This window comes from Klebsiella variicola, assembly GCF_000828055.2.
GTDB lineage: Bacteria > Pseudomonadota > Gammaproteobacteria > Enterobacterales > Enterobacteriaceae > Klebsiella > Klebsiella variicola.
In genome coordinates, this window is record NZ_CP010523.2 from 493800 (window position 1) to 512860 (window position 19061).

Below are 19061 nucleotides of genomic sequence, written 5' to 3' on the forward strand. Positions count from 1 at the left end.
GCGCCCAGGCCGCGGTAGAGAATCTGTGTCGGGTTAGTCGTTGACGAACTACAACTTATTTATAAAGCTCAGCGGTGGCATGCCAGTGGTCGCCAGTGCGGGCTTCGATAATGCGATAAGAAGAAGCCCCTTCTTCCTGCGCTTTCTTGTTCAGCATTTCATGCATATCCATCGGGGAAGAGGCTACCGCGCCGACGGAAACTGTGCCAATGGCCTCGCGGCCCTGGGCTTGCTCGCTGTTGATAACGTCAGCGGCAAAAGCGCCAAACGACACGACGGACAGGATGCTGAGTGCTGCTACAGTGGTTTTGATTTTCATGATGTTCACCTCGTCGAATCTTTTTGTTGAGGTCTTTGTTTCGTGACCCTCATCACAAAACCAAGTATACACTAATCACAAAAAATATTAATACCATGCTAATTGTTTTGCGCGTTAATAGTTACAATGAATTGCGCTTTTTATAACCTATAAGAATTAAAAATGACAACTTATCCGCAGTGATAAGATTTATTTCTAATAAAATCATAAAGGTATGCGAATTTGATCTTTTGTGCGTTTTAGGCGTTTCCCTTAAGTAAAAGAACGTATAGACGCGTTAAATCACACAAAATGTTAAATAATTGTTGGATTGAGGGGCGTGAGAGAGAAAGAAAGGGGAGTCGCCCTCTGACGATTGCCAGAGGGGAATACTCAGAGTTCCTGTTCGAACAGGACCAGGATGGCGTCGTGCAGATCTTTCACCGTAAAGCCGCGCGCAGGGGTGGTGAAGATGGTGTCATCCCCGGCGATGCTGCCGAGAATACCTTCCGCCTTGCCCAGCGAGTCGAGAAGACGGGCAATCAGCTGCGCCGCGCCGGGGCTGGTGTGAATCACCACGACGGCATCGTTATAGTCGATATCCAGCACCAGATTTTTCAGCGGGCTGGAGGTGGTCGGCACGCCAAGCTCAGCAGGCAGGCAATAGACCATTTCCATTTTGGCGTTACGGGTACGAACCGCGCCAAATTTGGTGAGCATGCGGGAGACCTTCGATTGGTTGATATTCTCGAAGCCTTCTTCCTGCAGCGCCTGGACGATCTCTCCCTGCGAGCTGAATTTCTCTTCTTTAAGCAGCGCTTTAAACGCTTTAACCAGTTCTTCTTGTTTTGCCGAACTTCGCATAAGTCACCCAGATTATGGTGGTAAAAACAACATCATTATGCATAACCGTGAATTTTTATGCAAATAATCCGCAACGGGATAGGTCAATAATGTTATGAAGGGGGCATATTTTAGCAAAAAAACCATATAAGGAACATGTTCACATCACAACGCTTAAAGCCATGTAAAAGTAAATGAAATGTTATTGAGTTGGTGTTGTTTTGCGCAACTGGCTGGGTGTATTGTAACCAACAGTCGATCCGGTACTTCGCTTTGCTGGATGGTCAGTCAGGAAGCATAAAGTGCGCCGCTGTTCTATTGCTACGCACAATAATGCATTCTTCAGCCATAATCATTGTAATTGTTCATCTTGTGAATTAAGGTCCAGGCGACGGAATAACGAAAGACTAAATTAACCATAATAAGGAGTTTAGGATGAAAGTTGCAGTCCTTGGCGCCGCCGGTGGTATCGGCCAGGCGCTTGCCCTACTACTTAAGACCCAACTGCCTTCAGGTTCAGAGCTCTCGTTGTACGACATCGCTCCGGTTACGCCGGGCGTGGCGGTAGATCTAAGTCATATCCCCACAGATGTAAAAATTAAAGGATTTTCCGGTGAAGATGCTACCCCGGCGCTGGAAGGCGCTGATGTGGTGCTGATCTCCGCGGGCGTAGCGCGTAAGCCCGGCATGGATCGTTCCGACCTGTTTAATGTGAATGCCGGCATCGTTAAGAACCTGGTGCAGCAGATTGCCAAAACCTGCCCACAGGCCTGCATCGGTGTTATCACCAACCCGGTGAATACCACCGTGGCTATCGCCGCCGAAGTGCTGAAAAAAGCCGGCGTGTACGATAAAAACAAGCTGTTCGGCGTCACCACGCTGGACATTATCCGCTCCAATACCTTTGTCGCTGAGCTGAAAGGTAAATCGGCAACCGAGGTGGAAGTCCCGGTCATTGGTGGTCACTCCGGCGTCACCATTCTGCCATTATTGTCGCAGATCCCGGGCGTCAGCTTCAGCGATCAGGAAGTGGCCGATCTGACTAAACGCATTCAAAATGCCGGTACCGAAGTCGTGGAAGCGAAAGCGGGCGGTGGGTCGGCGACGTTGTCGATGGGTCAGGCGGCTGCGCGCTTTGGTCTCTCTCTGGTTCGCGCGATGCAGGGAGAGAAAGGTGTGGTGGAGTGCGCCTACGTGGAAGGCGACGGCCACTATGCGCGTTTCTTCTCCCAGCCGCTGCTGCTGGGAAAAAACGGCGTGGAAGAGCGACAGTCTATCGGCAAACTCAGCGCCTTTGAGCAGCAGGCGCTGGAAGGCATGCTGGACACCCTGAAGAAAGATATCGCGCTCGGCGAAGACTTCGTCAACAAGTAACCTCGCACGTGCAAAAAAGCCGGAACCGTTGTTCCGGCTTTTTATTGCCTCACTTTTCGCCTCCATGCGCCAGCGGTCGGGCAAATCTGCTAAAATCCCCCGCGTTTTAAGCCACCAGCCATGAGGACAGCGTGAAAAAGATCGAAAGAAAACAGACCCGGGACCAAATCGCGCAGATGATTCGTTATCAGATCCTCTCCGGCGCCATGAAACCCGGGGAGGAACTGACTCAGGAGAACATCGCGGAACAATTGGGACTTTCACGTATGCCGGTTAGGGAAGCGCTACAGTCCCTTGAACAGGAAGGATTTCTGGTGCGCTTGCCTAACCGACATATGCAGGTCTCCACGCTGGCCGTCGAGGATGTGAGCCATATTTTTCGCGTTATCGCGGTGATGGCTGCTGAACTGTTTGCCCTCGTGCCGGCAAATCAGGGGGAATTACTTCGCGCGCGCGCGCAGGAGCTGGCGCGTGCTGGCGATAATGCCGGTGAACTGGCGTTTCATCAGTTGCTGATTTCCTATCTTGATAACCGCTATCTGGCAAAGGCGTATCAGCAATTTTTGGACGGTTATATTTCCTATGTCATTCTGTACCTGAAAGAGGATGGCCAGGAGTCGGCGCAGATCCTGAACGAACTGGCGAGCGCCATTGGCCATGGCGAAGGCGAAAAAATTGCTCAGGCAACACAGCGTTATTTCCTTATGCTTGCGGAGATAATGCGTCAACATATGAAGGATTGGGAAAGTGCAGAAGCCTAAATTAGGGAAAATTAAGCTTCTTTCCGCGAAGGAGCAGGTGGCGGCGGTTTTGCGTAAAGCGATCCTTTCGCGGGATTTAGTGGAAGGGCAGGAAATTACCCTTGAAGGGATTGCCAAAATGGTTGGCGTTTCCAGCATGCCGGTACGTGAAGCGTTTCAGATTTTAGCCGCCGATGGTCTGATTCAAGTGCGGCCGAATAAAGGTGCGGTGGTGCTGGGGATTAATGAGCAGACTATCCGCGAGCATTACGAAATTCGCGCTGTACTGGAAAGTGAAGCGGTGGCGAAAGCTTCTCGTCCAGGGACCGATATTTCACGCATCGCTCAGGTTCACTATGCCGCAGAGAAGGCGCTGGCAGACAATAATTCTGCTGAATATTCCGACCTGAACCAGGCCTTCCACATGGAGATCTGGAACGCGGCGGGAAATGAAAAAATGAAGATGCTGCTCTGCAACATGTGGAACGGACTGTCGATGGGGCACAAGGTGACCGAAGAAGAGTACGCCGTCATTTCCCTCCGTGAACATAAAGCGATCTTACAAGCGCTTGAGCAGCATAACGAAGCGCTGGCCCGTCAGCGAATGCATGAGCATATCATCCGCTCGATGGAGAATATGCTCACGCGTTACCTGCCCGATCCTGCTCCCTGACCGGATCGATCGCCAGCGAATAGCTGGCGTTTGTTATATTTATCAACGTTATTAATTCCTCAACGTGACGATCTGCGCAGGATCTTGATGTAGATCTCATTGCGCGATCATTCCACAAAAACGCATTGACTTACTTTTTGCATGGGAATAATTTCTCCCTCGTCAATATTGGATACAATATCATATATCATTGATAGGAAGAATTATAAGTATGGAACCGATTACCATCACCCTATGTTTGCTGGTGTTCGCTATCGTCATGTTCGTCTGGGAGAAAGTGCCGCTGGCAGTGACTTCCATGGTGGTTTGTGTGGCGTTAGTGGTCACTGGCGTATTGGATCTGAAGCAGGCCTTTGCCGGTTTTATCGACAGCAATGTCATTCTTTTTGTCGCCATGTTCGTCGTCGGCGGGGCGTTATTTGAAACCGGGATGGCCAATAAAGTCGGCGGGGTGATCACTCACTTCGCCAAAACCGAAAAACAGCTGATTTTCACCATCATGGTGGTGGTCGGCGTGATGTCGGGCTTTCTTTCCAACACCGGTACGGCGGCGGTGCTGATCCCGGTCGTCATTGGCGTGGCCGCCAAATCGGGGTTTTCCCGCTCGCGTCTGCTGATGCCGCTGGTGTTTGCTGCCGCGTTGGGCGGCAACCTGTCGCTGATTGGCGCCCCGGGCAACCTGATCGCGCAATCGGCCTTACAGAACATCGGCAGCGGCTTCGGTTTCTTTGAGTATGCGAAAGTGGGTCTACCGATGCTGGTCTGCGGCATCCTCTATTTCCTGACCATCGGCTATAAGTTTTTGCCCAATAATCCAAACAGCGGGGAAGTGGGCAGCGTCGGCGAACAGCGGGATTACAGCCACGTTCCACGCTGGAAGCAGATCCTGTCCCTGGTGGTGTTGATCGCCACGATCCTCGGCATGATTTTCGAAAAACAGACCGGCATTAGCCTGGCGGTGGCCGGCTGTATCGGTGCCCTGGTGCTGGTGGTTACCGGGGTGCTGACGGAAAAGCAAGCTTACAAAGCTATTGATTCACAGACTATTTTTATTTTCGGCGGCACCCTGGCGCTGGCAAAGGCGCTGGAAATGACCGGGGCGGGCAAGCTGGTGGCTGACCAGGTTATCGGTCTGCTGGGCAACAACTCCTCGCCGTTCATGCTGCTGGTGGTGGTCTTTGCCCTCTCCGTGGTGATGACCAACTTTATGTCCAATACCGCCACCGTCGCGCTGTTGGTGCCGGTGAGCCTGTCGATTGCCGCCGGTATGGGCGCCGATCCGCGTGCGGTGCTGATGGCGACGGTGATTGGAAGCTCCTGCGCCTATGCGACGCCGATCGGGATGCCCGCCAATATGATGGTGCTGTCGGCCGGGGGCTATAAGTTCGTCGATTACGCCAAATCCGGCATCCCTCTGATTATCGTTTCCACCATTGTCAGCCTGATCCTGCTGCCAATCCTTTTCCCTTTTCATCCGTAACTTACGGACGCTGTTCTGACTAAGGAGCCTTTATGAGCAAAAGCGAACAGATATCCCGCATGACCGACATCATGGCCAGATTTGTGGGATATACCGGCAAAGTATTGCCTGATGACGTCACGGCAAAACTAAAAGAGTTGCATAAGAAAGAGACCAGCCAGCTGGCGGACGTCATCTTTACCACCATGATTGAAAACCAGCGTCTGGCGAAAGAGCTGGATCGTCCCTCCTGCCAGGATACCGGCGTGATCCAGTTTCTGGTGGAGTGCGGCGCCAACTTTCCGCTGATCGGCGAACTGGAAGCGCTGCTGCGCGAATCGGTGATCAAAGCCACCGTCGACTCCCCGCTGCGTCATAACAGCGTCGAGACCTTTGATGAATACAACACCGGCAAAAACGTTGGCAAAGGGACACCCACCGTTTTCTGGGAGATCGTCCCGGATTCCGATCAGTGCAGCATCTACACCTATATGGCTGGCGGCGGCTGCTCGCTGCCGGGTAAAGCGATGGTGTTAATGCCTGGCGCTGGCTATGAAGGGGTGACCCGCTTTGTGCTGGATGTGATGACCAGCTATGGCCTGAACGCCTGTCCACCATTGCTGGTTGGCGTTGGGGTGGCAACGTCGGTGGAAACCGCGGCGCTGCTGTCGAAGAAAGCGCTGATGCGCCCGATTGGCTCGCACAATGATAACGAACGGGCGGCATCGCTGGAAAAAATGCTCGAAGACGGCATCAACAAAATCGGTCTGGGCCCGCAGGGGATGTCCGGCAATACCTCCGTGATGGGCGTCAATATCGAAAATACCGCACGCCATCCTTCCACCATTGGCGTGGCGGTCAACGTCGGCTGCTGGTCGCACCGCAAAGGACATATCGTTTTCGATAAAGACCTGAACTACACCATTACGTCTCACACAGGAGTGGCATTCTGATGGCTAAAAAAATACTCACTACGCCCATTAAAGATGAAGATTTAGCTGATATTAAAGCGGGCGATATCATTTATCTCAACGGCCATATTGTGACCTGTCGCGATGTGGCTCATCGTCGCTTAATTGAGGGCGGGCGTGAATTACCGGTCAATGTTGCCGGTGGCGCGATATTGCATGCCGGGCCGATTGTGCGACCGATTAAAGGTTCGGAAGATAAATTTGAAATGGTCTCCGTTGGGCCGACCACCAGTATGCGCATGGAGAAATTTGAAAAAGAGTTTATTGCCAGGACTGGCGTGAAATTAATCGTTGGTAAAGGCGGTATGGGGAAGGGAACTGAAGAGGGTTGCGCCGAGCATAAAGCCTTGCACTGCGTGTTCCCGGCCGGCTGCGCGGTCGTCGCCGCGGTCTGCGTGGAAGAAATCGAAGATGCGCAGTGGCGTGATTTAGGGATGCCGGAAACCTTATGGGTATGTCGGGTGAAAGAGTTCGGGCCGTTAATTGTCTCAATCGATACCCACGGCAATAACCTGTTTGAGCAGAATAAAGTGATCTTTAATCAGCGCAAAGACATTGTCGCCGATGAAATCTGCAAACATGTGAGCTTCATTAAATAACCCCGATTGAATATATAGCGCAGTAATGGCAGCGGCAGCTGACTGCTAAACAGAGGCTTCTGACCAGGCGGTCCGGGGAAATCCACTCGGCTAACGCGGTCTGCTGTTAGCCATTATTGCGCCCCCTCCCAAAGGCTATTTTATGACTAACAATGCCGTCCTGTTAGGCGAAGGCTTCACCCTGATGTTTCTCGGCATGGGCTTTGTGCTGGTGTTCCTGCTGCTGCTCATCTTTGCCATCCGGGGAATGTCCCTCGCCGTCAACCGCCTGTTTCCCGAGCCGCCTGCCGCCCCCAAACCGGCCCCGGCCGCGCCCGCCGACGACTTCGCCCGCTTAAAGCCGGCGATTGTCGCCGCCATTCACCACCATCGCCGTCTTCACCCTTAATTCACGGAGGAATTTATGACCGTTGCCATTACCGATGTCGTCCTGCGCGACGCCCACCAGTCCCTGTTCGCCACCCGTCTGCGTCTCGACGATATGCTCCCCATCGCCGCTCAGTTGGATGACGTCGGCTACCGCTCGCTGGAGTGCTGGGGCGGCGCCACCTTTGACGCCTGCATCCGCTTCCTCGGCGAGGACCCGTGGGTCCGCCTGCGCGAGCTGAAAAAGGCGATGCCGAAGACCCCGCTGCAGATGCTGCTCCGCGGCCAGAACCTGCTCGGCTACCGCCACTACGCCGATGACGTGGTGGAGCGCTTCGTGGAGCGCGCCGTCAAAAACGGCATGGACGTCTTCCGCGTCTTCGACGCCATGAACGACCCGCGCAACATGCAGGCCGCCCTGCAGGCGGTCCGCCGCCACGGCGCCCACGCCCAGGGTACGCTTTCGTACACCACCAGCCCGGCGCACACCCTGCAGACCTGGCTCGACCTCACCGAACAGCTGCTGGAGACCGGCGTTGACTCCGTCGCCATCAAGGACATGTCCGGCATTCTGACGCCGGGGGCCGCCTTTGAGCTGGTCAGCGAAATCAAGAAGCGCTACGACGTCACCCTGCACCTGCACTGCCATGCCACCACCGGGATGGCGGAGATGGCGCTGCTGAAGGCCATTGAAGCCGGGGTCGACGGCGTGGATACGGCGATTTCGTCCATGAGCGCCACCTACGGCCACCCGGCCACCGAGGCGCTGGTCGCCACCCTCGCCGGCACGCAATATGACACCGGGCTGGATATCCACAAGCTGGAGAGCATCGCCGCGTACTTCCGCGAGGTGCGTAAGAAGTACCACGCCTTCGAAGGCCAGCTGAAGGGCACCGACAGCCGTATCCTCGTCGCCCAGGTCCCGGGCGGGATGCTCACCAACCTCGAAAGCCAGCTGAAGCAGCAGAATGCCGCGGACAAACTCGACCTGGTGCTGGCGGAAATCCCCCGCGTGCGCGAGGACCTCGGCTTCATCCCGCTGGTCACCCCGACCTCGCAGATTGTCGGCACCCAGGCGGTGCTCAACGTCCTGACCGGCGAGCGCTACAAAACCATCGCGAAGGAGACCGCCGGTATCCTGAAGGGTGAGTACGGCCGCACCCCGGCGCCGGTGAACGCCGCCCTGCAGGCGCGGGTGCTTGACGGCGCTGACCCGGTGACCTGCCGCCCGGCCGACCTGCTGAAGCCGGAGCTGGCGCAGCTGGAAGCCGACGTCAGACGCCAGGCGCAGGAGAAAGGCATCACCCTTGCCGAAAACGCCATCGACGACGTGCTCACCGTGGCCCTGTTCCCGCAGCCCGGCCTGAAGTTCCTCGAAAACCGCCACAACCCGGCGGCCTTTGAGCCCGTGCCGCAGGTGGAAGCCGCGCAGCCGCTGGCAAAAGCAGAAAAACCAGCCGCCTCCGGCGTCTACACCGTCGAAGTGGAAGGCAAAGCCTTTGTGGTCAAAGTCAGCGACGGCGGCGACGTCAGCCAGCTCAGCGCCGCGCCGGTGGCCGCTGCGCCTGCTGCCGCCCCGGCCCCGGCTGGCGCCGGCACCCCGGTGACCGCCCCGCTGGCGGGCACTATCTGGAAGGTGCTGGCCGCGGAAGGCCAGACGGTGGCCGAAGGCGAGGTGCTGCTGATTCTGGAAGCCATGAAGATGGAGACCGAAATCCGCGCCGCGCAGGCCGGGACCGTGCGCGGTATCGCGGTGAAAGCCGGCGACGCGGTGGCGGTCGGCGACACTCTGCTGCAGCTGGCGTAAGGACGAGGAGCGGAAATGGAAAGTCTGAACGCCCTGATTCAGGGCATGGGGCTGATGCACCTGGGGGCCGGCCAGGCGGTGATGCTGCTGGTCAGCCTGCTGCTGCTGTGGCTGGCGATTGCGAAGAAGTTCGAGCCGTTACTGCTGCTGCCGATTGGCTTCGGCGGCCTGCTCTCCAATATCCCGGAGGCCGGGCTGGCGCTCACCGCCCTGGAGAGCCTGCTGGCCCACCACGACCCGGCGCAGCTGGCGGTGATTGCCGCGAAGCTCCACTGCACGCCGGACGTCCACGCCATTAAGGAGGCGCTGGCGCTGGCCCTGCCGTCGGTGCAGGGGCAGATGGAGAGCCTCGCGGTGGACATGGGCTACTCCGCCGGGGTGCTGGCCATCTTCTATAAGGTGGCGATTGGCTCAGGCATTGCGCCGCTGGTCATCTTTATGGGCGTTGGGGCAATGACCGATTTCGGCCCGCTGCTGGCCAACCCGCGCACCCTGCTGCTGGGGGCGGCGGCGCAGTTCGGGATCTTCGCCACCGTCCTCGGGGCGCTGACGCTGAACTACTTCGGCATCATCAGCTTCACCCTGCCGCAGGCGGCGGCCATCGGCATCATCGGCGGCGCCGACGGCCCGACGGCGATTTACCTGTCGGGCAAGCTGGCGCCGGAGCTGCTGGGGGCCATCGCGGTGGCGGCGTACTCCTATATGGCGCTGGTGCCGCTGATCCAGCCGCCGATCATGAAGGCGCTGACCACGGATAAGGAGCGGAAGATCCGCATGGTGCAGCTGCGCACGGTGAGTAAGCGGGAGAAGATCCTGTTCCCGGCGGTGCTGTTACTGCTGGTGGCGCTCCTGCTGCCGGACGCCGCGCCGCTGCTGGGGATGTTCTGCTTCGGCAACCTGATGCGCGAGAGCGGCGTGGTGGAGCGGCTGAGCGATACGGTGCAGAACGCGCTGATCAACATCGTGACCATCTTCCTCGGACTGTCGGTGGGGGCCAAGCTGGTGGCGGACAAGTTCCTGCAGCCGCAGACGCTGGGGATCCTGGTGCTGGGGGTGATCGCCTTCTGCGTGGGCACCGCGGCCGGGGTGCTGATGGCGAAGCTGATGAACGTGTTCAGCCGGCACAAAATCAACCCGCTGATCGGCTCGGCGGGGGTGTCGGCGGTGCCGATGGCGGCGCGGGTGTCGAACAAAGTGGGTCTGGAAGCGGACGGGCAGAACTTCCTGCTGATGCACGCCATGGGCCCGAATGTGGCCGGGGTGATCGGCTCGGCGATCGCCGCCGGGGTGATGCTCAAGTACGTGCTGGCGATGTAGGCCAGCCTGTTCCCGCGGCTGGCATACCGGCCGCGGAGATTTCTCATAAGGAGACGGTGATGAATGAAGCCATAGCATGCTGTCCGGAAAACCGGACATCAACACGGGAGGCGGTGGTTGACGCCATGCTGGCGTCAGGCGATGAACTTGCACAACTGCAGCCGGCGCTGAACCTGCTTTCGCCCCCGCTGAACGCCACGCCTGGTGAAGCGCTGCTGGCCAGCTGTTATGAGGCCGGCGCTGACCATAACGCTGACGAGGCGACACGGGCGGTGATCGCCTTACCGGCGGCGGTCGTGCGCTCTGCGACGCCCTCGCTGCAGCGCAGCGGTCTGCTGTGCATGGCGGCCGGGGCGCTCAGCGCCCGGCAACTTCCGCTGACGCACAACCGGCTGTGCGACGTGGCGGGGCAGTTCGCCCGCGCTATTCCTGAAGGCGATGAAGAGGCGGGCAGTGGATTTTATACTGTGCGCAGCGTGTCCCTGCCCGTTTACCGGCGGCTGCGGCGGGATAACCATTCTCACAGCGTCTGTCTGCAGCAGGCGCTGCTGCATTTGCTGGCCTGGAAGAGTGAGTCGCCCTGGGCGCGGCAGCAGGCGCAGCGCCTGCTCTGGCAGGGTGGCGTGCTGGGTGAGAAGGGGGAATTTGCGCTACTGACGCTGGATGATGAGCTTCGCGAGCGACAGATAGTCTGGCCCGGGCTGAGATCGCTGCTGGCGGTGACCGGGTTTCTGGTCAGATTCCCGGCCGGTCCGGTATTTAGCGATTAACGTGGCTCCCCAAACGGGGAGCCGTTTAGTTGGTGGCCGGGTATTCCTGAACGGCGATATGGAGCGTAATTTTCTTATCATCACGCATGATGACTACCGGAATTTCCGATCCCGGGCGGATCTCGGCCACCTGATCCATCGTCTCCAGTGCAGAAACTGCAGGTTTGTCATTCACGGAGATGATCACGTCGTTGGCGCGGATCCCGGCTTGTGCTGCGGGGCCATCAGGCGCCACATCGTTAACCACGATCCCCTGGATCTGATCGATCCCGCCGCCCTGCGCGTGCAGCGGGGCGATCTCCCGGCCGCTAATGCCGATATAGCCGCGGATCACCCGGCCATCCCGGATCAGCTTATCCATAATTTTGGTCGCTAACTGGAACGGGATCGCAAAGCCAATGCCTTCCGGCGTTTCGCCGTCATTGCTTTTGTCAAAGGAGAGGGTGTTAATCCCCATCAGCTCGCCGAGGGAGTTCACCAGGGCCCCACCCGAGTTACCGTGGTTAATCGAGGCGTCAGTTTGCAGGAAGTTCTGGCGGCCGGTCGGGTTGAGGCCAATGCGCCCTGTGGCGCTGATGATCCCCTGAGTGATGGTCTGCCCCAGGTTATAGGGGTTGCCAATCGCCAGGACGACATCGCCAATATGCGGCGTGCGTTTCGGGTTGATCGGGATCACCGGCAGCCCGCCGGTGGCGTTGATCTTCAGCACGGCGAGGTCAGTCAGGGTGTCGGATCCGACCAGCAGCGCTTCGAAGACGCGGCCGTCCTGCAGTGCGACAATGATCTGATCGGCATCATTGATAACATGCTTGTTGGTCAGGATATAGCCGCGCTGATCCATGATCACCCCGGAGCCAAGCGTCAGCTGATTATGGCTGGTGCTGTTCAGGGCGCGGTTATAGACGTTCACCACGGCGGGCGCCGCGCGGCGTACGGCGGCGTTATAGCTCACAGGGGAGTCGTCTGCCGTATCGTTTTGGGTGGTCGGCGTCAGCTGCCACTGGCGCAGCGATGGCATCAGGGCCAGCAGCAGTCCCCCGACAATCAAACCGATGAGTATCGAACGTAATAACTTTCCAGGCATGATGCAAATATCGTTAATGAATGGTCAGACGCAGCATAGCATGAGTTGTCCGGACATCGCACATGGCGGCGATGTCCGGGAAGACAATCAGCGTAGCAGCAGATAGATGCTTTCGTTGCCGCGGATCACATTCAGGGCGATGACCGGCGGTTTGCCTTCAAGCACTTTGCGCAGTTCGGCAATCGAATGAATACGTTCCCGGTTAAGGCCAATGATAATGTCATCCTTATGCAGGCCGACCTGGGCGGCGGCGCTGCCTTTATCGACATTATCGATCACCACGCCTTTGGTACCGTCCTTCATCTGACCATCGCTGAACGAGGCTCCCTGCAGGGCAGGGATAATCAGCTCGGCGCTGGCGGTGGAGGAGGTGCTCTTATCCAGCGTCACTTCGACATCGACCGGTTTTCCGTCGCGCAGCAGGCCAAGTTTGACCTTGGTCCCCGGTTCGGTGGTGGCGATGCGCGAGCGCAGTTCGGCAAAACTGTTCAGCGGCTTGCCGTTCAGACTGACAATGACGTCGCCGGATTTGATCCCTGCTTTGGCGGAACCGGAGTTTGGTAACACTTCACTGACGAAGGCGCCGCGCTGAACGTCGAGATTCATCGCCTTGGCGATATCGGCGCTCATTTCCATGCCTTTAATGCCCAGCAGGCCGCGCTTGATTTCGCCAAACTGAATGAGCTGGTCGGCGAGGGTTTTCGCCATGTTGCTTGGAATGGCGAAGCCGATACCGATGCTACCGCCGCCCGGCGCCAGGATCGCGGTGTTGATCCCGATAAGCTCGCCGTTGAGGTTCAACAGCGCGCCGCCGGAGTTACCGCGGTTAATCGAGGCATCGGTCTGGATGAAATTCTCCAGCCCTTCCAAGTTCAGGCCGCTGCGGCCAAGGGCAGAGATAATGCCGGAGGTGGCGGTCTGGCCAAGGCCGAACGGGTTGCCGACGGCGACGGCGAAGTCGCCGACGCGGAGTTTATCGGAGTCAGCAATGGCGATTTGCGTCAGGTTCGCCGGCTTGATCAGCTGCAGCAGAGCGATATCGCTCTGTTCATCGCTGCCGACCAGTTTGGCATCAAATTCACGGCCATCGTTCAGCTGGACGCTGATCTTCTGCGCCTGATTGATGACGTGATTATTGGTTAGCACGTAGCCTTTCGCTGCGTCGATGATGACGCCGGAGCCGAGCCCTTCAAACGGCTGCGCCTGCTCCTGCGGGGCGTTATCACCAAAATATTTCTTCAGCTCTTCCGGCATATTGAGCGTCGGCGAGGCGGTGCCTTCCACCTGCACGCTGACCACCGCTGGCAGGACCTTTTCCAGCATCGGCGCCAGGCTCGGTAACGCGCCCTGGCCGGGCACCTGAGTCGGTAAGGATGCTGCTGCCGGAGGCAGGGCCGACAACGATAACCCAATGCTTAACGCTAACGCACTCAACAGCAAAGTCTGTTTCTTCATTAGATGCTGGCTCTCGTAACCTGAGGTGTATGGAAAAACGTCCTGAATAACCTGATGTTATTGAATTTTTGCACAGGTAACAATGTGGGTACTGGTTTAAATTGTAGCCGGGAAGTGGGGGAAGGAGCGGGCGCGGTGGGCGCGCCCGGAGATATTTTATCAGACGCGATCAGTTAATCGCGTTTTGCGCCACCGCGCAGTAAACCGGATGCGCCTTCAGAGTAGTCGCGCGGCATCTGGACCGGCGCCTGATCGTTGCTGGCTTCAGACTCTTCCAGACGGTTGCGGAACGGGTTGGCGTCTGCCATAGAGTCCGGCAGCAGGTTGTTAGAGCTTTTCGCCATATGCTGATACAGCTGACGATAGTCATGCGCCATGTTATCCAGCAACTCGGCGCTGCGCGCGAAGTGGCTGACCAGCTCTTCACGGTATTCTTCAAGCTCGGCTTTATTCTTTTCCAGTTCGAACTGCAGCGCCTGCTGCTGGCGCAGTTTGCGGTTGCCGAAACGCATGGCGACGGCACCAATAATGATACCGACGACTAACCCAATTAGCGCGTATTCCCAGGTCATGAACATCTCCCGTTGTTTTGTGGTTCCGTAGGGTGGCTCTTAGGCTCTCCGCCTGCGCCCGATAGTGCCACTATAACCGCTAATTCCACAGAAGTGGAATCCTGGCGTATCATCGCGTAGTGTAGAACGGCCTTTTTTTCGTCAATCGTGAGCTTCGGCATTACGGTTTTCAAGGAATAACAATTAGATCATGCAAAGCCTGTCTCCAACATCGCGTTACCTTTTAGCCCTGAAAGAGGGCAGCCATCAACCCGACGACGTCCAGCAAGAAGCGGTGAGCCGCCTTGATACCATTTACCAGGAACTGCAGACTCAGCCCGCGCCCGTCGCGTCAGGCGGCGGTTTGCGCGCGAAATTCGGCAAACTGCTGGGTAAGCGCGAACCGGCTGCCGAGGCGGCGCCTGTCCGCGGCCTGTATATGTGGGGCGGCGTGGGGCGGGGAAAAACCTGGCTGATGGACCTGTTTTACCAGAGCCTGCCGGGCGAGCGTAAGCAGCGCCTGCATTTCCATCGCTTCATGCTGCGCGTGCACGAAGAGCTGACCACCCTGCAGGGACATAGCGACCCGCTGGAGATTGTCGCCGACCGTTTCAAGGCGGAAACGGATGTGCTCTGTTTTGACGAGTTTTTCGTCTCTGATATTACCGATGCCATGCTGTTAGGCGGGTTGATGAAAGCCCTGTTTGCCCGCGGCATCACCCTGGTCGCCACTTCCAATATTCCGCCGGATGAGCTCTATCGCAATGGCCTGCAACGGGCCCGTTTTCTGCCGGCGATCGACGCCATCAAGCAGCATTGCGATATTATGAACGTCGATGCCGGCATCGATTATCGTCTGCGTACGCTGACGCAGGCGCACCTGTGGCTGTCGCCACTGAACAGCGAAACCCGCGAACAGATGGATAAACTGTGGCTGGCGCTGGCCGGGGCGCCGCGCGCTGCTGCCGGGCCGACGCTGGAGATCAATCACCGTGAGCTGCCCACGCTTGGCGTCGAAAACCAGACGCTGGCGGCGTCGTTCGCCACGCTGTGTGTGGATGCCCGTAGCCAGCATGACTATATTGCCCTCTCCCGTCTGTTCCACACCGTGATGCTGCTCGATGTGCCGGTGATGACCGCGCAGCTGGAGAGCGAAGCGCGGCGCTTTATCGCCCTGGTGGATGAGTTCTATGAGCGCCACGTGAAGCTGGTGGTCAGCGCCGCGGTGCCGCTGTACGACATTTATCAGGGAGAGCGGCTGAAGTTTGAGTTCCAGCGCTGTCTGTCGCGTCTGCAGGAGATGCAGAGCGAAGAGTATCTCAAGCGTCCGCATATGCCCTGACAGGGCGCTTTTTCCCGACGGATTGAGAGCCGGAAGGCCACCCCGGGGCCTGCCTGAAAAATCTCATAAAGGGGTCGATCTTTGACCCCGACTTCTCTATAATCTTGCGACCCCACGTTACGAGAAGGTTTTTTTCCCGAAACTTTCTATGCGCCGGCATAGGCTATTCGAAGGGGTAGGTTTGCTGGACAATGTCGTGTGAACCTCAACTGACTAAACGTTTGGGTGTTCACCAACGTGTAACTTATTATTTGGGTAAGCTTTTAATGAAAACTTTTACAGCTAAACCAGAAACCGTAAAACGCGACTGGTATGTTGTTGACGCGACCGGTAAAACTCTGGGCCGTCTGGCTACTGAACTGGCTCGTCGCCTGCGCGGTAAGCATAAAGCGGAATACACTCCGCACGTTGATACCGGTGATTACATCATCGTTCTGAACGCAGAAAAAGTTGCTGTAACCGGCAACAAGCGCGAAGACAAAATGTACTACCACCACACCGGCCACATCGGTGGTATCAAAGAAGCGACCTTTGAAGAGATGATTGCCCGCCGTCCTGAGCGTGTGATTGAAATCGCGGTTAAAGGCATGCTGCCAAAAGGCCCGCTGGGTCGTGCTATGTACCGTAAACTGAAAGTTTACGCGGGTAACGAGCACAACCACGCGGCACAGCAACCGCAAGTTCTTGACATCTAATCGGGATTATAGGCAATGGCTGAAAATCAATACTACGGCACTGGTCGCCGCAAAAGTTCCGCAGCTCGCGTATTCATCAAACCGGGCAACGGTAAAATCGTTATCAACCAGCGTTCTCTGGAACAGTACTTCGGTCGCGAAACTGCCCGCATGGTAGTTCGTCAGCCGCTGGAACTGGTCGACATGGTTGAGAAACTGGATCTGTACATCACTGTTAAAGGTGGTGGTATCTCTGGTCAGGCTGGTGCGATCCGTCACGGTATCACCCGCGCTCTGATGGAGTACGATGAGTCCCTGCGTGGCGAACTGCGTAAAGCAGGCTTCGTTACTCGTGACGCTCGTCAGGTTGAACGTAAGAAAGTCGGTCTGCGTAAAGCACGTCGTCGTCCGCAGTTCTCCAAACGTTAATTGTCTTCTGCTCACGCAGAACAATTTGCGAAAAAACCCGCTCCGGCGGGTTTTTTTATGGATAAAACGGCTGTTATCCACAATCATGCCGCCGGTTTTCGCCACTTTTTCAGCATTTCCAGAATCCCCTCACCACAACGTCTTCAAAATCTGGTAAACTATCATCCAATTTTCTGCCCAAATGCTGGTGATTGTTCATTTTTTGTTTTATTCGTGAACGAAGGTGACATCGCGCTACTGGGGTTTTTACATCTGGCCGGTCATGAGTGACTGGCAGCAGTACAAAATTCTGAATATACCTGGAGGTTTTCATGGCTGTCGCTGCCAACAAACGTTCGGTAATGACGCTGTTTTCTGGTCCTACTGACATCTATAGCCATCAGGTCCGCATTGTGCTGGCTGAGAAGGGTGTCAGTTTTGAGATAGAGCACGTGGAGAAGGACAACCCACCTCAGGATCTGATTGACCTCAACCCGAATCAAAGCGTACCGACGCTGGTGGATCGTGAGCTCACTCTGTGGGAATCTCGCATCATTATGGAGTATCTGGATGAGCGTTTCCCGCATCCGCCGTTAATGCCGGTTTATCCGGTGGCGCGTGGAGAAAGCCGCCTGTATATGCAACGTATCGAGAAGGACTGGTATTCGCTGATGAACACCATCCAGAGCGGTACCGCAGCGCAAGCTGATGCTGCGCGTAAGCAGCTGCGTGAAGAACTGCTGGCCATCGCGCCGGTCTTCACCCAGAAACCTTACTTCCTGAGCGACGAGTTCAGCCTGGTGGATTGCTACCTGGCGCCGCTGCTGTGGCGTTTGCCGGTTCTCGGTGTGGAACTGGTTGGCGCAGGCGCGAAAGAGCTCAAAGGCTACATGACTCGCGTATTTGAGCGTGATTCCTTCCTCGCTTCTTTAACTGAAGCCGAGCGTGAAATGCGCCTCGGTCGGGGCTAAATAATGGATGTATCACAGCTGACGCCGCGTCGCCCGTATCTGTTACGGGCGTTTTATGAGTGGCTGCTGGATAACCAGCTGACGCCGCACCTGGTGGTGGATGTCACTCTGCCGGGCGTGCTCGTACCGATGGAGTACGCGCGCGACGGACAAATCGTTCTCAATATTGCCCCGCGTGCGGTCGGCAATCTGGAGCTGGCGAATGACGAGGTGCGTTTTAACGCGCGCTTTGGCGGCGTGCCGCGTAACGTGTCTGTTCCGCTGGCTGCGGTACTCGCCATCTATGCCCGTGAGAACGGCGCCGGCACGATGTTTGAACCGGAAGCGGCCTATGACGAAGATGTCAGCAGCCTCAACGATGATGACGTCGCGCCTGAGAGTGAAAGCGAAACGGTGATGTCGGTGATCGATGGCGATAAGCCGGATAATCACGACGACGATCCTGACGACACGCCGCCGCCGCGCGGTGGTCGCCCGGCGCTCCGCGTTGTGAAGTAACGCCTGACAGGCCCTCCGGGGCCTGTTTTTTTTCCTGCCTGCTTTGTTAACCCCGCCACACACGACGCGCCCCTGCGGCTGGTACTGTTATTGCCACACTTATCTTTCAGGGAGCAGTCATGTCTTTACTTGCACAACTGGATCGGCGTATTCGCTATTACGGTGGGTTAATTGTCTCCTGTCAGCCGGTGCCGGGCAGCCCGCTGGATAACCCCGCCATCGTCGCGGCGATGGCGCTGGCGGCGGAACAGGCGGGGGCGGTGGCGCTGCGCATAGAAGGTCTGGCCAACCTGCAGGCCGTTCGTCCGTTAGTGACGGTGCCTGTTATCGCGCTGATTAAGCGCGATCTGCATGATAGCCCGGTGCGTATTACGCCGTGGCTTGAGGATGTGAATGCCCTGGCGCAGGCGGGGGCCGATATCATTGCGGTTGACGGCACGCGGCGCCAGCGTCCGGCCTCTGTCGCATCGTTGTTGGCGGCAATTCACCGCCAGGGGAAAAACGCGATGGCAGATTGTTCCTCTCTCGACGATGCCCTGGAATGCTGGCAGTTGGGCTTCGATATGGTTGGCACTACTCTCTCCGGCTATACCGCAGAGGAGACACCGGACGAACCGGACCTGGCGCTGGTGAAAAGCCTGAGCGCCGCGGGCTGCCGAGTGGTCGCAGAGGGGCGCTACAATACGCCTGCGCAGGCGGCTGAAGCGATGCGCTGCGGCGCGTGGGCGGTGACCGTCGGCTCGGCGATCACCCGCTTAGAGCATATCTGCGGCTGGTATAATACGGCGCTGAAAGCGGCGGTTTGCCCGGCGAATGAGCAATAAAAAAACCCGATGGCGTTAACCATCGGGCTTTTATGCG

General features: G+C 57.2%; 22 protein-coding genes. 17 read left to right on the top strand and 5 right to left on the bottom strand.

The genetic code is table 11. From position 1 onward, the window contains the following. Nucleotides 1-55: 55 nt before the first annotated feature. Nucleotides 56-319, bottom strand: coding sequence for a peroxide/acid stress response protein YhcN (gene yhcN / locus SP68_RS02320; protein WP_008806679.1), 264 nt, complete (start codon nucleotides 317-319; stop codon nucleotides 56-58). 372 nt (nucleotides 320-691) lie between these two features. Next, nucleotides 692-1162, bottom strand: a complete 471-nt coding sequence (gene argR, locus SP68_RS02325) for a transcriptional regulator ArgR (protein ID WP_002918625.1) — start codon at nucleotides 1160-1162, stop codon at nucleotides 692-694. Between the two features lie 414 nt (nucleotides 1163-1576). Between argR and mdh the strand changes: the two genes are divergently transcribed. From mdh to SP68_RS02375, 10 genes are all read left to right on the top strand, one after another. Further along, a complete protein-coding gene (gene mdh / locus SP68_RS02330; RefSeq protein WP_008806678.1) occupies nucleotides 1577-2515 on the top strand; it encodes a malate dehydrogenase in 939 nt (312 codons plus the stop codon). A gap of 131 nt (nucleotides 2516-2646) precedes the next feature. After that, nucleotides 2647-3276: a GntR family transcriptional regulator gene (locus tag SP68_RS02335; RefSeq protein WP_008806677.1), complete on the top strand. Its 630-nt coding sequence runs from the start codon at nucleotides 2647-2649 to the stop codon at nucleotides 3274-3276. Further along, nucleotides 3263-3928 (top strand): GntR family transcriptional regulator, encoded by a 666-nt coding sequence (locus SP68_RS02340; RefSeq protein WP_008806676.1) that lies wholly within the window; start codon nucleotides 3263-3265, stop codon nucleotides 3926-3928. Before SP68_RS02335 ends, SP68_RS02340 begins: the two co-directional genes overlap by 14 nt. 211 nt (nucleotides 3929-4139) lie before the next feature. Beyond that, nucleotides 4140-5408, top strand: coding sequence for an SLC13 family permease (locus SP68_RS02345; RefSeq protein WP_008806675.1), 1269 nt, complete (start codon nucleotides 4140-4142; stop codon nucleotides 5406-5408). A 32-nt stretch (nucleotides 5409-5440) separates the two neighbouring features. After that, entirely contained in the window at nucleotides 5441-6340 is a 900-nt protein-coding gene (gene ttdA / locus SP68_RS02350; protein WP_012540456.1) for a L(+)-tartrate dehydratase subunit alpha, read from the top strand. After that, entirely contained in the window at nucleotides 6340-6957 is a 618-nt protein-coding gene (gene ttdB, locus SP68_RS02355) for a L(+)-tartrate dehydratase subunit beta (protein WP_008806673.1), read from the top strand. Before ttdA ends, ttdB begins: the two co-directional genes overlap by 1 nt. Before the next feature lie 142 nt (nucleotides 6958-7099). Beyond that, nucleotides 7100-7345, top strand: a complete 246-nt coding sequence (locus SP68_RS02360; protein WP_032731325.1) for an oxaloacetate decarboxylase subunit gamma — start codon at nucleotides 7100-7102, stop codon at nucleotides 7343-7345. Nucleotides 7346-7360: 15 nt separating this feature from the next. Continuing rightward, complete coding sequence (gene oadA, locus SP68_RS02365; protein WP_040968905.1) at nucleotides 7361-9130, top strand: sodium-extruding oxaloacetate decarboxylase subunit alpha; 1770 nt, start codon at nucleotides 7361-7363, stop codon at nucleotides 9128-9130. Between the two features lie 15 nt (nucleotides 9131-9145). Further along, nucleotides 9146-10447, top strand: a complete 1302-nt coding sequence (locus tag SP68_RS02370; protein WP_040968904.1) for an oxalacetate decarboxylase subunit beta — start codon at nucleotides 9146-9148, stop codon at nucleotides 10445-10447. Between the two features lie 59 nt (nucleotides 10448-10506). Continuing rightward, nucleotides 10507-11217 (top strand): hypothetical protein, encoded by a 711-nt coding sequence (locus SP68_RS02375; protein ID WP_008806668.1) that lies wholly within the window; start codon nucleotides 10507-10509, stop codon nucleotides 11215-11217. A 25-nt stretch (nucleotides 11218-11242) separates the two neighbouring features. Here the strand turns inward: SP68_RS02375 and degS are convergent, their stop codons facing one another. From degS to zapG, 3 genes are all read right to left on the bottom strand, one after another. Beyond that, on the bottom strand, nucleotides 11243-12301 hold the full coding sequence (gene degS / locus SP68_RS02380) for an outer membrane-stress sensor serine endopeptidase DegS (RefSeq protein WP_008806667.1): 1059 nt from the start codon (nucleotides 12299-12301) through the stop codon (nucleotides 11243-11245). Between the two features lie 87 nt (nucleotides 12302-12388). Then, complete coding sequence (gene degQ / locus SP68_RS02385) at nucleotides 12389-13756, bottom strand: serine endoprotease DegQ (RefSeq protein WP_008806666.1); 1368 nt, start codon at nucleotides 13754-13756, stop codon at nucleotides 12389-12391. A 173-nt stretch (nucleotides 13757-13929) separates the two neighbouring features. Further along, the gene (zapG, locus tag SP68_RS02390) at nucleotides 13930-14328 is read right to left on the bottom strand and encodes a Z-ring associated protein ZapG (protein ID WP_012540461.1); all 399 of its coding nucleotides are present in this window, start codon (nucleotides 14326-14328) and stop codon (nucleotides 13930-13932) included. A gap of 190 nt (nucleotides 14329-14518) precedes the next feature. Between zapG and zapE the strand changes: the two genes are divergently transcribed. From zapE to SP68_RS02420, 7 genes are all read left to right on the top strand, one after another. Then, a complete protein-coding gene (zapE, locus tag SP68_RS02395) occupies nucleotides 14519-15649 on the top strand; it encodes a cell division protein ZapE (protein WP_012540462.1) in 1131 nt (376 codons plus the stop codon). A 266-nt stretch (nucleotides 15650-15915) separates the two neighbouring features. After that, complete coding sequence (gene rplM / locus SP68_RS02400) at nucleotides 15916-16344, top strand: 50S ribosomal protein L13 (protein WP_002918559.1); 429 nt, start codon at nucleotides 15916-15918, stop codon at nucleotides 16342-16344. A gap of 15 nt (nucleotides 16345-16359) precedes the next feature. Then, a complete protein-coding gene (rpsI, locus tag SP68_RS02405; protein WP_000829815.1) occupies nucleotides 16360-16752 on the top strand; it encodes a 30S ribosomal protein S9 in 393 nt (130 codons plus the stop codon). Nucleotides 16753-16809: 57 nt separating this feature from the next. Next, the gene (locus SP68_RS27660) at nucleotides 16810-17022 is read left to right on the top strand and encodes a hypothetical protein (protein WP_136047529.1); all 213 of its coding nucleotides are present in this window, start codon (nucleotides 16810-16812) and stop codon (nucleotides 17020-17022) included. Nucleotides 17023-17063: 41 nt separating this feature from the next. After that, nucleotides 17064-17702 carry a stringent starvation protein SspA gene (sspA, locus tag SP68_RS02410; protein WP_002918467.1) on the top strand — a complete coding sequence of 213 codons (639 nt, stop codon included), beginning with the start codon at nucleotides 17064-17066 and terminating at the stop codon, nucleotides 17700-17702. A 3-nt stretch (nucleotides 17703-17705) separates the two neighbouring features. Beyond that, on the top strand, nucleotides 17706-18200 hold the full coding sequence (sspB, locus tag SP68_RS02415) for a ClpXP protease specificity-enhancing factor (RefSeq protein ID WP_008806663.1): 495 nt from the start codon (nucleotides 17706-17708) through the stop codon (nucleotides 18198-18200). A 119-nt stretch (nucleotides 18201-18319) separates the two neighbouring features. Beyond that, nucleotides 18320-19024: an N-acetylmannosamine-6-phosphate 2-epimerase gene (locus tag SP68_RS02420; protein ID WP_032733862.1), complete on the top strand. Its 705-nt coding sequence runs from the start codon at nucleotides 18320-18322 to the stop codon at nucleotides 19022-19024. The last annotated feature ends 37 nt before the right edge of the window (nucleotides 19025-19061 follow it).

Excerpts from the sequence above, each read along its gene's own strand:
- yhcN (WP_008806679.1), bottom strand. The coding sequence starts at position 319 with ATGAAAATCAAAACCACTGTAGCAGCACTCAGCATCCTGTCCGTCGTG.
- argR (WP_002918625.1), bottom strand. The coding sequence starts at position 1,162 with ATGCGAAGTTCGGCAAAACAAGAAGAACTGGTTAAAGCGTTTAAAGCG.
- mdh (WP_008806678.1), top strand. The coding sequence starts at position 1,577 with ATGAAAGTTGCAGTCCTTGGCGCCGCCGGTGGTATCGGCCAGGCGCTT.
- SP68_RS02345 (WP_008806675.1), top strand. The coding sequence starts at position 4,140 with ATGGAACCGATTACCATCACCCTATGTTTGCTGGTGTTCGCTATCGTC.
- ttdA (WP_012540456.1), top strand. The coding sequence starts at position 5,441 with ATGAGCAAAAGCGAACAGATATCCCGCATGACCGACATCATGGCCAGA.
- ttdB (WP_008806673.1), top strand. The coding sequence starts at position 6,340 with ATGGCTAAAAAAATACTCACTACGCCCATTAAAGATGAAGATTTAGCT.
- SP68_RS02360 (WP_032731325.1), top strand. The coding sequence starts at position 7,100 with ATGACTAACAATGCCGTCCTGTTAGGCGAAGGCTTCACCCTGATGTTT.
- oadA (WP_040968905.1), top strand. The coding sequence starts at position 7,361 with ATGACCGTTGCCATTACCGATGTCGTCCTGCGCGACGCCCACCAGTCC.
- SP68_RS02370 (WP_040968904.1), top strand. The coding sequence starts at position 9,146 with ATGGAAAGTCTGAACGCCCTGATTCAGGGCATGGGGCTGATGCACCTG.
- SP68_RS02375 (WP_008806668.1), top strand. The coding sequence starts at position 10,507 with ATGAATGAAGCCATAGCATGCTGTCCGGAAAACCGGACATCAACACGG.
- degS (WP_008806667.1), bottom strand. The coding sequence starts at position 12,301 with ATGCCTGGAAAGTTATTACGTTCGATACTCATCGGTTTGATTGTCGGG.
- degQ (WP_008806666.1), bottom strand. The coding sequence starts at position 13,756 with ATGAAGAAACAGACTTTGCTGTTGAGTGCGTTAGCGTTAAGCATTGGG.
- zapG (WP_012540461.1), bottom strand. The coding sequence starts at position 14,328 with ATGACCTGGGAATACGCGCTAATTGGGTTAGTCGTCGGTATCATTATT.
- zapE (WP_012540462.1), top strand. The coding sequence starts at position 14,519 with ATGCAAAGCCTGTCTCCAACATCGCGTTACCTTTTAGCCCTGAAAGAG.
- rplM (WP_002918559.1), top strand. The coding sequence starts at position 15,916 with ATGAAAACTTTTACAGCTAAACCAGAAACCGTAAAACGCGACTGGTAT.
- rpsI (WP_000829815.1), top strand. The coding sequence starts at position 16,360 with ATGGCTGAAAATCAATACTACGGCACTGGTCGCCGCAAAAGTTCCGCA.
- SP68_RS27660 (WP_136047529.1), top strand. The coding sequence starts at position 16,810 with ATGGATAAAACGGCTGTTATCCACAATCATGCCGCCGGTTTTCGCCAC.
- sspA (WP_002918467.1), top strand. The coding sequence starts at position 17,064 with ATGGCTGTCGCTGCCAACAAACGTTCGGTAATGACGCTGTTTTCTGGT.
- sspB (WP_008806663.1), top strand. The coding sequence starts at position 17,706 with ATGGATGTATCACAGCTGACGCCGCGTCGCCCGTATCTGTTACGGGCG.
- SP68_RS02420 (WP_032733862.1), top strand. The coding sequence starts at position 18,320 with ATGTCTTTACTTGCACAACTGGATCGGCGTATTCGCTATTACGGTGGG.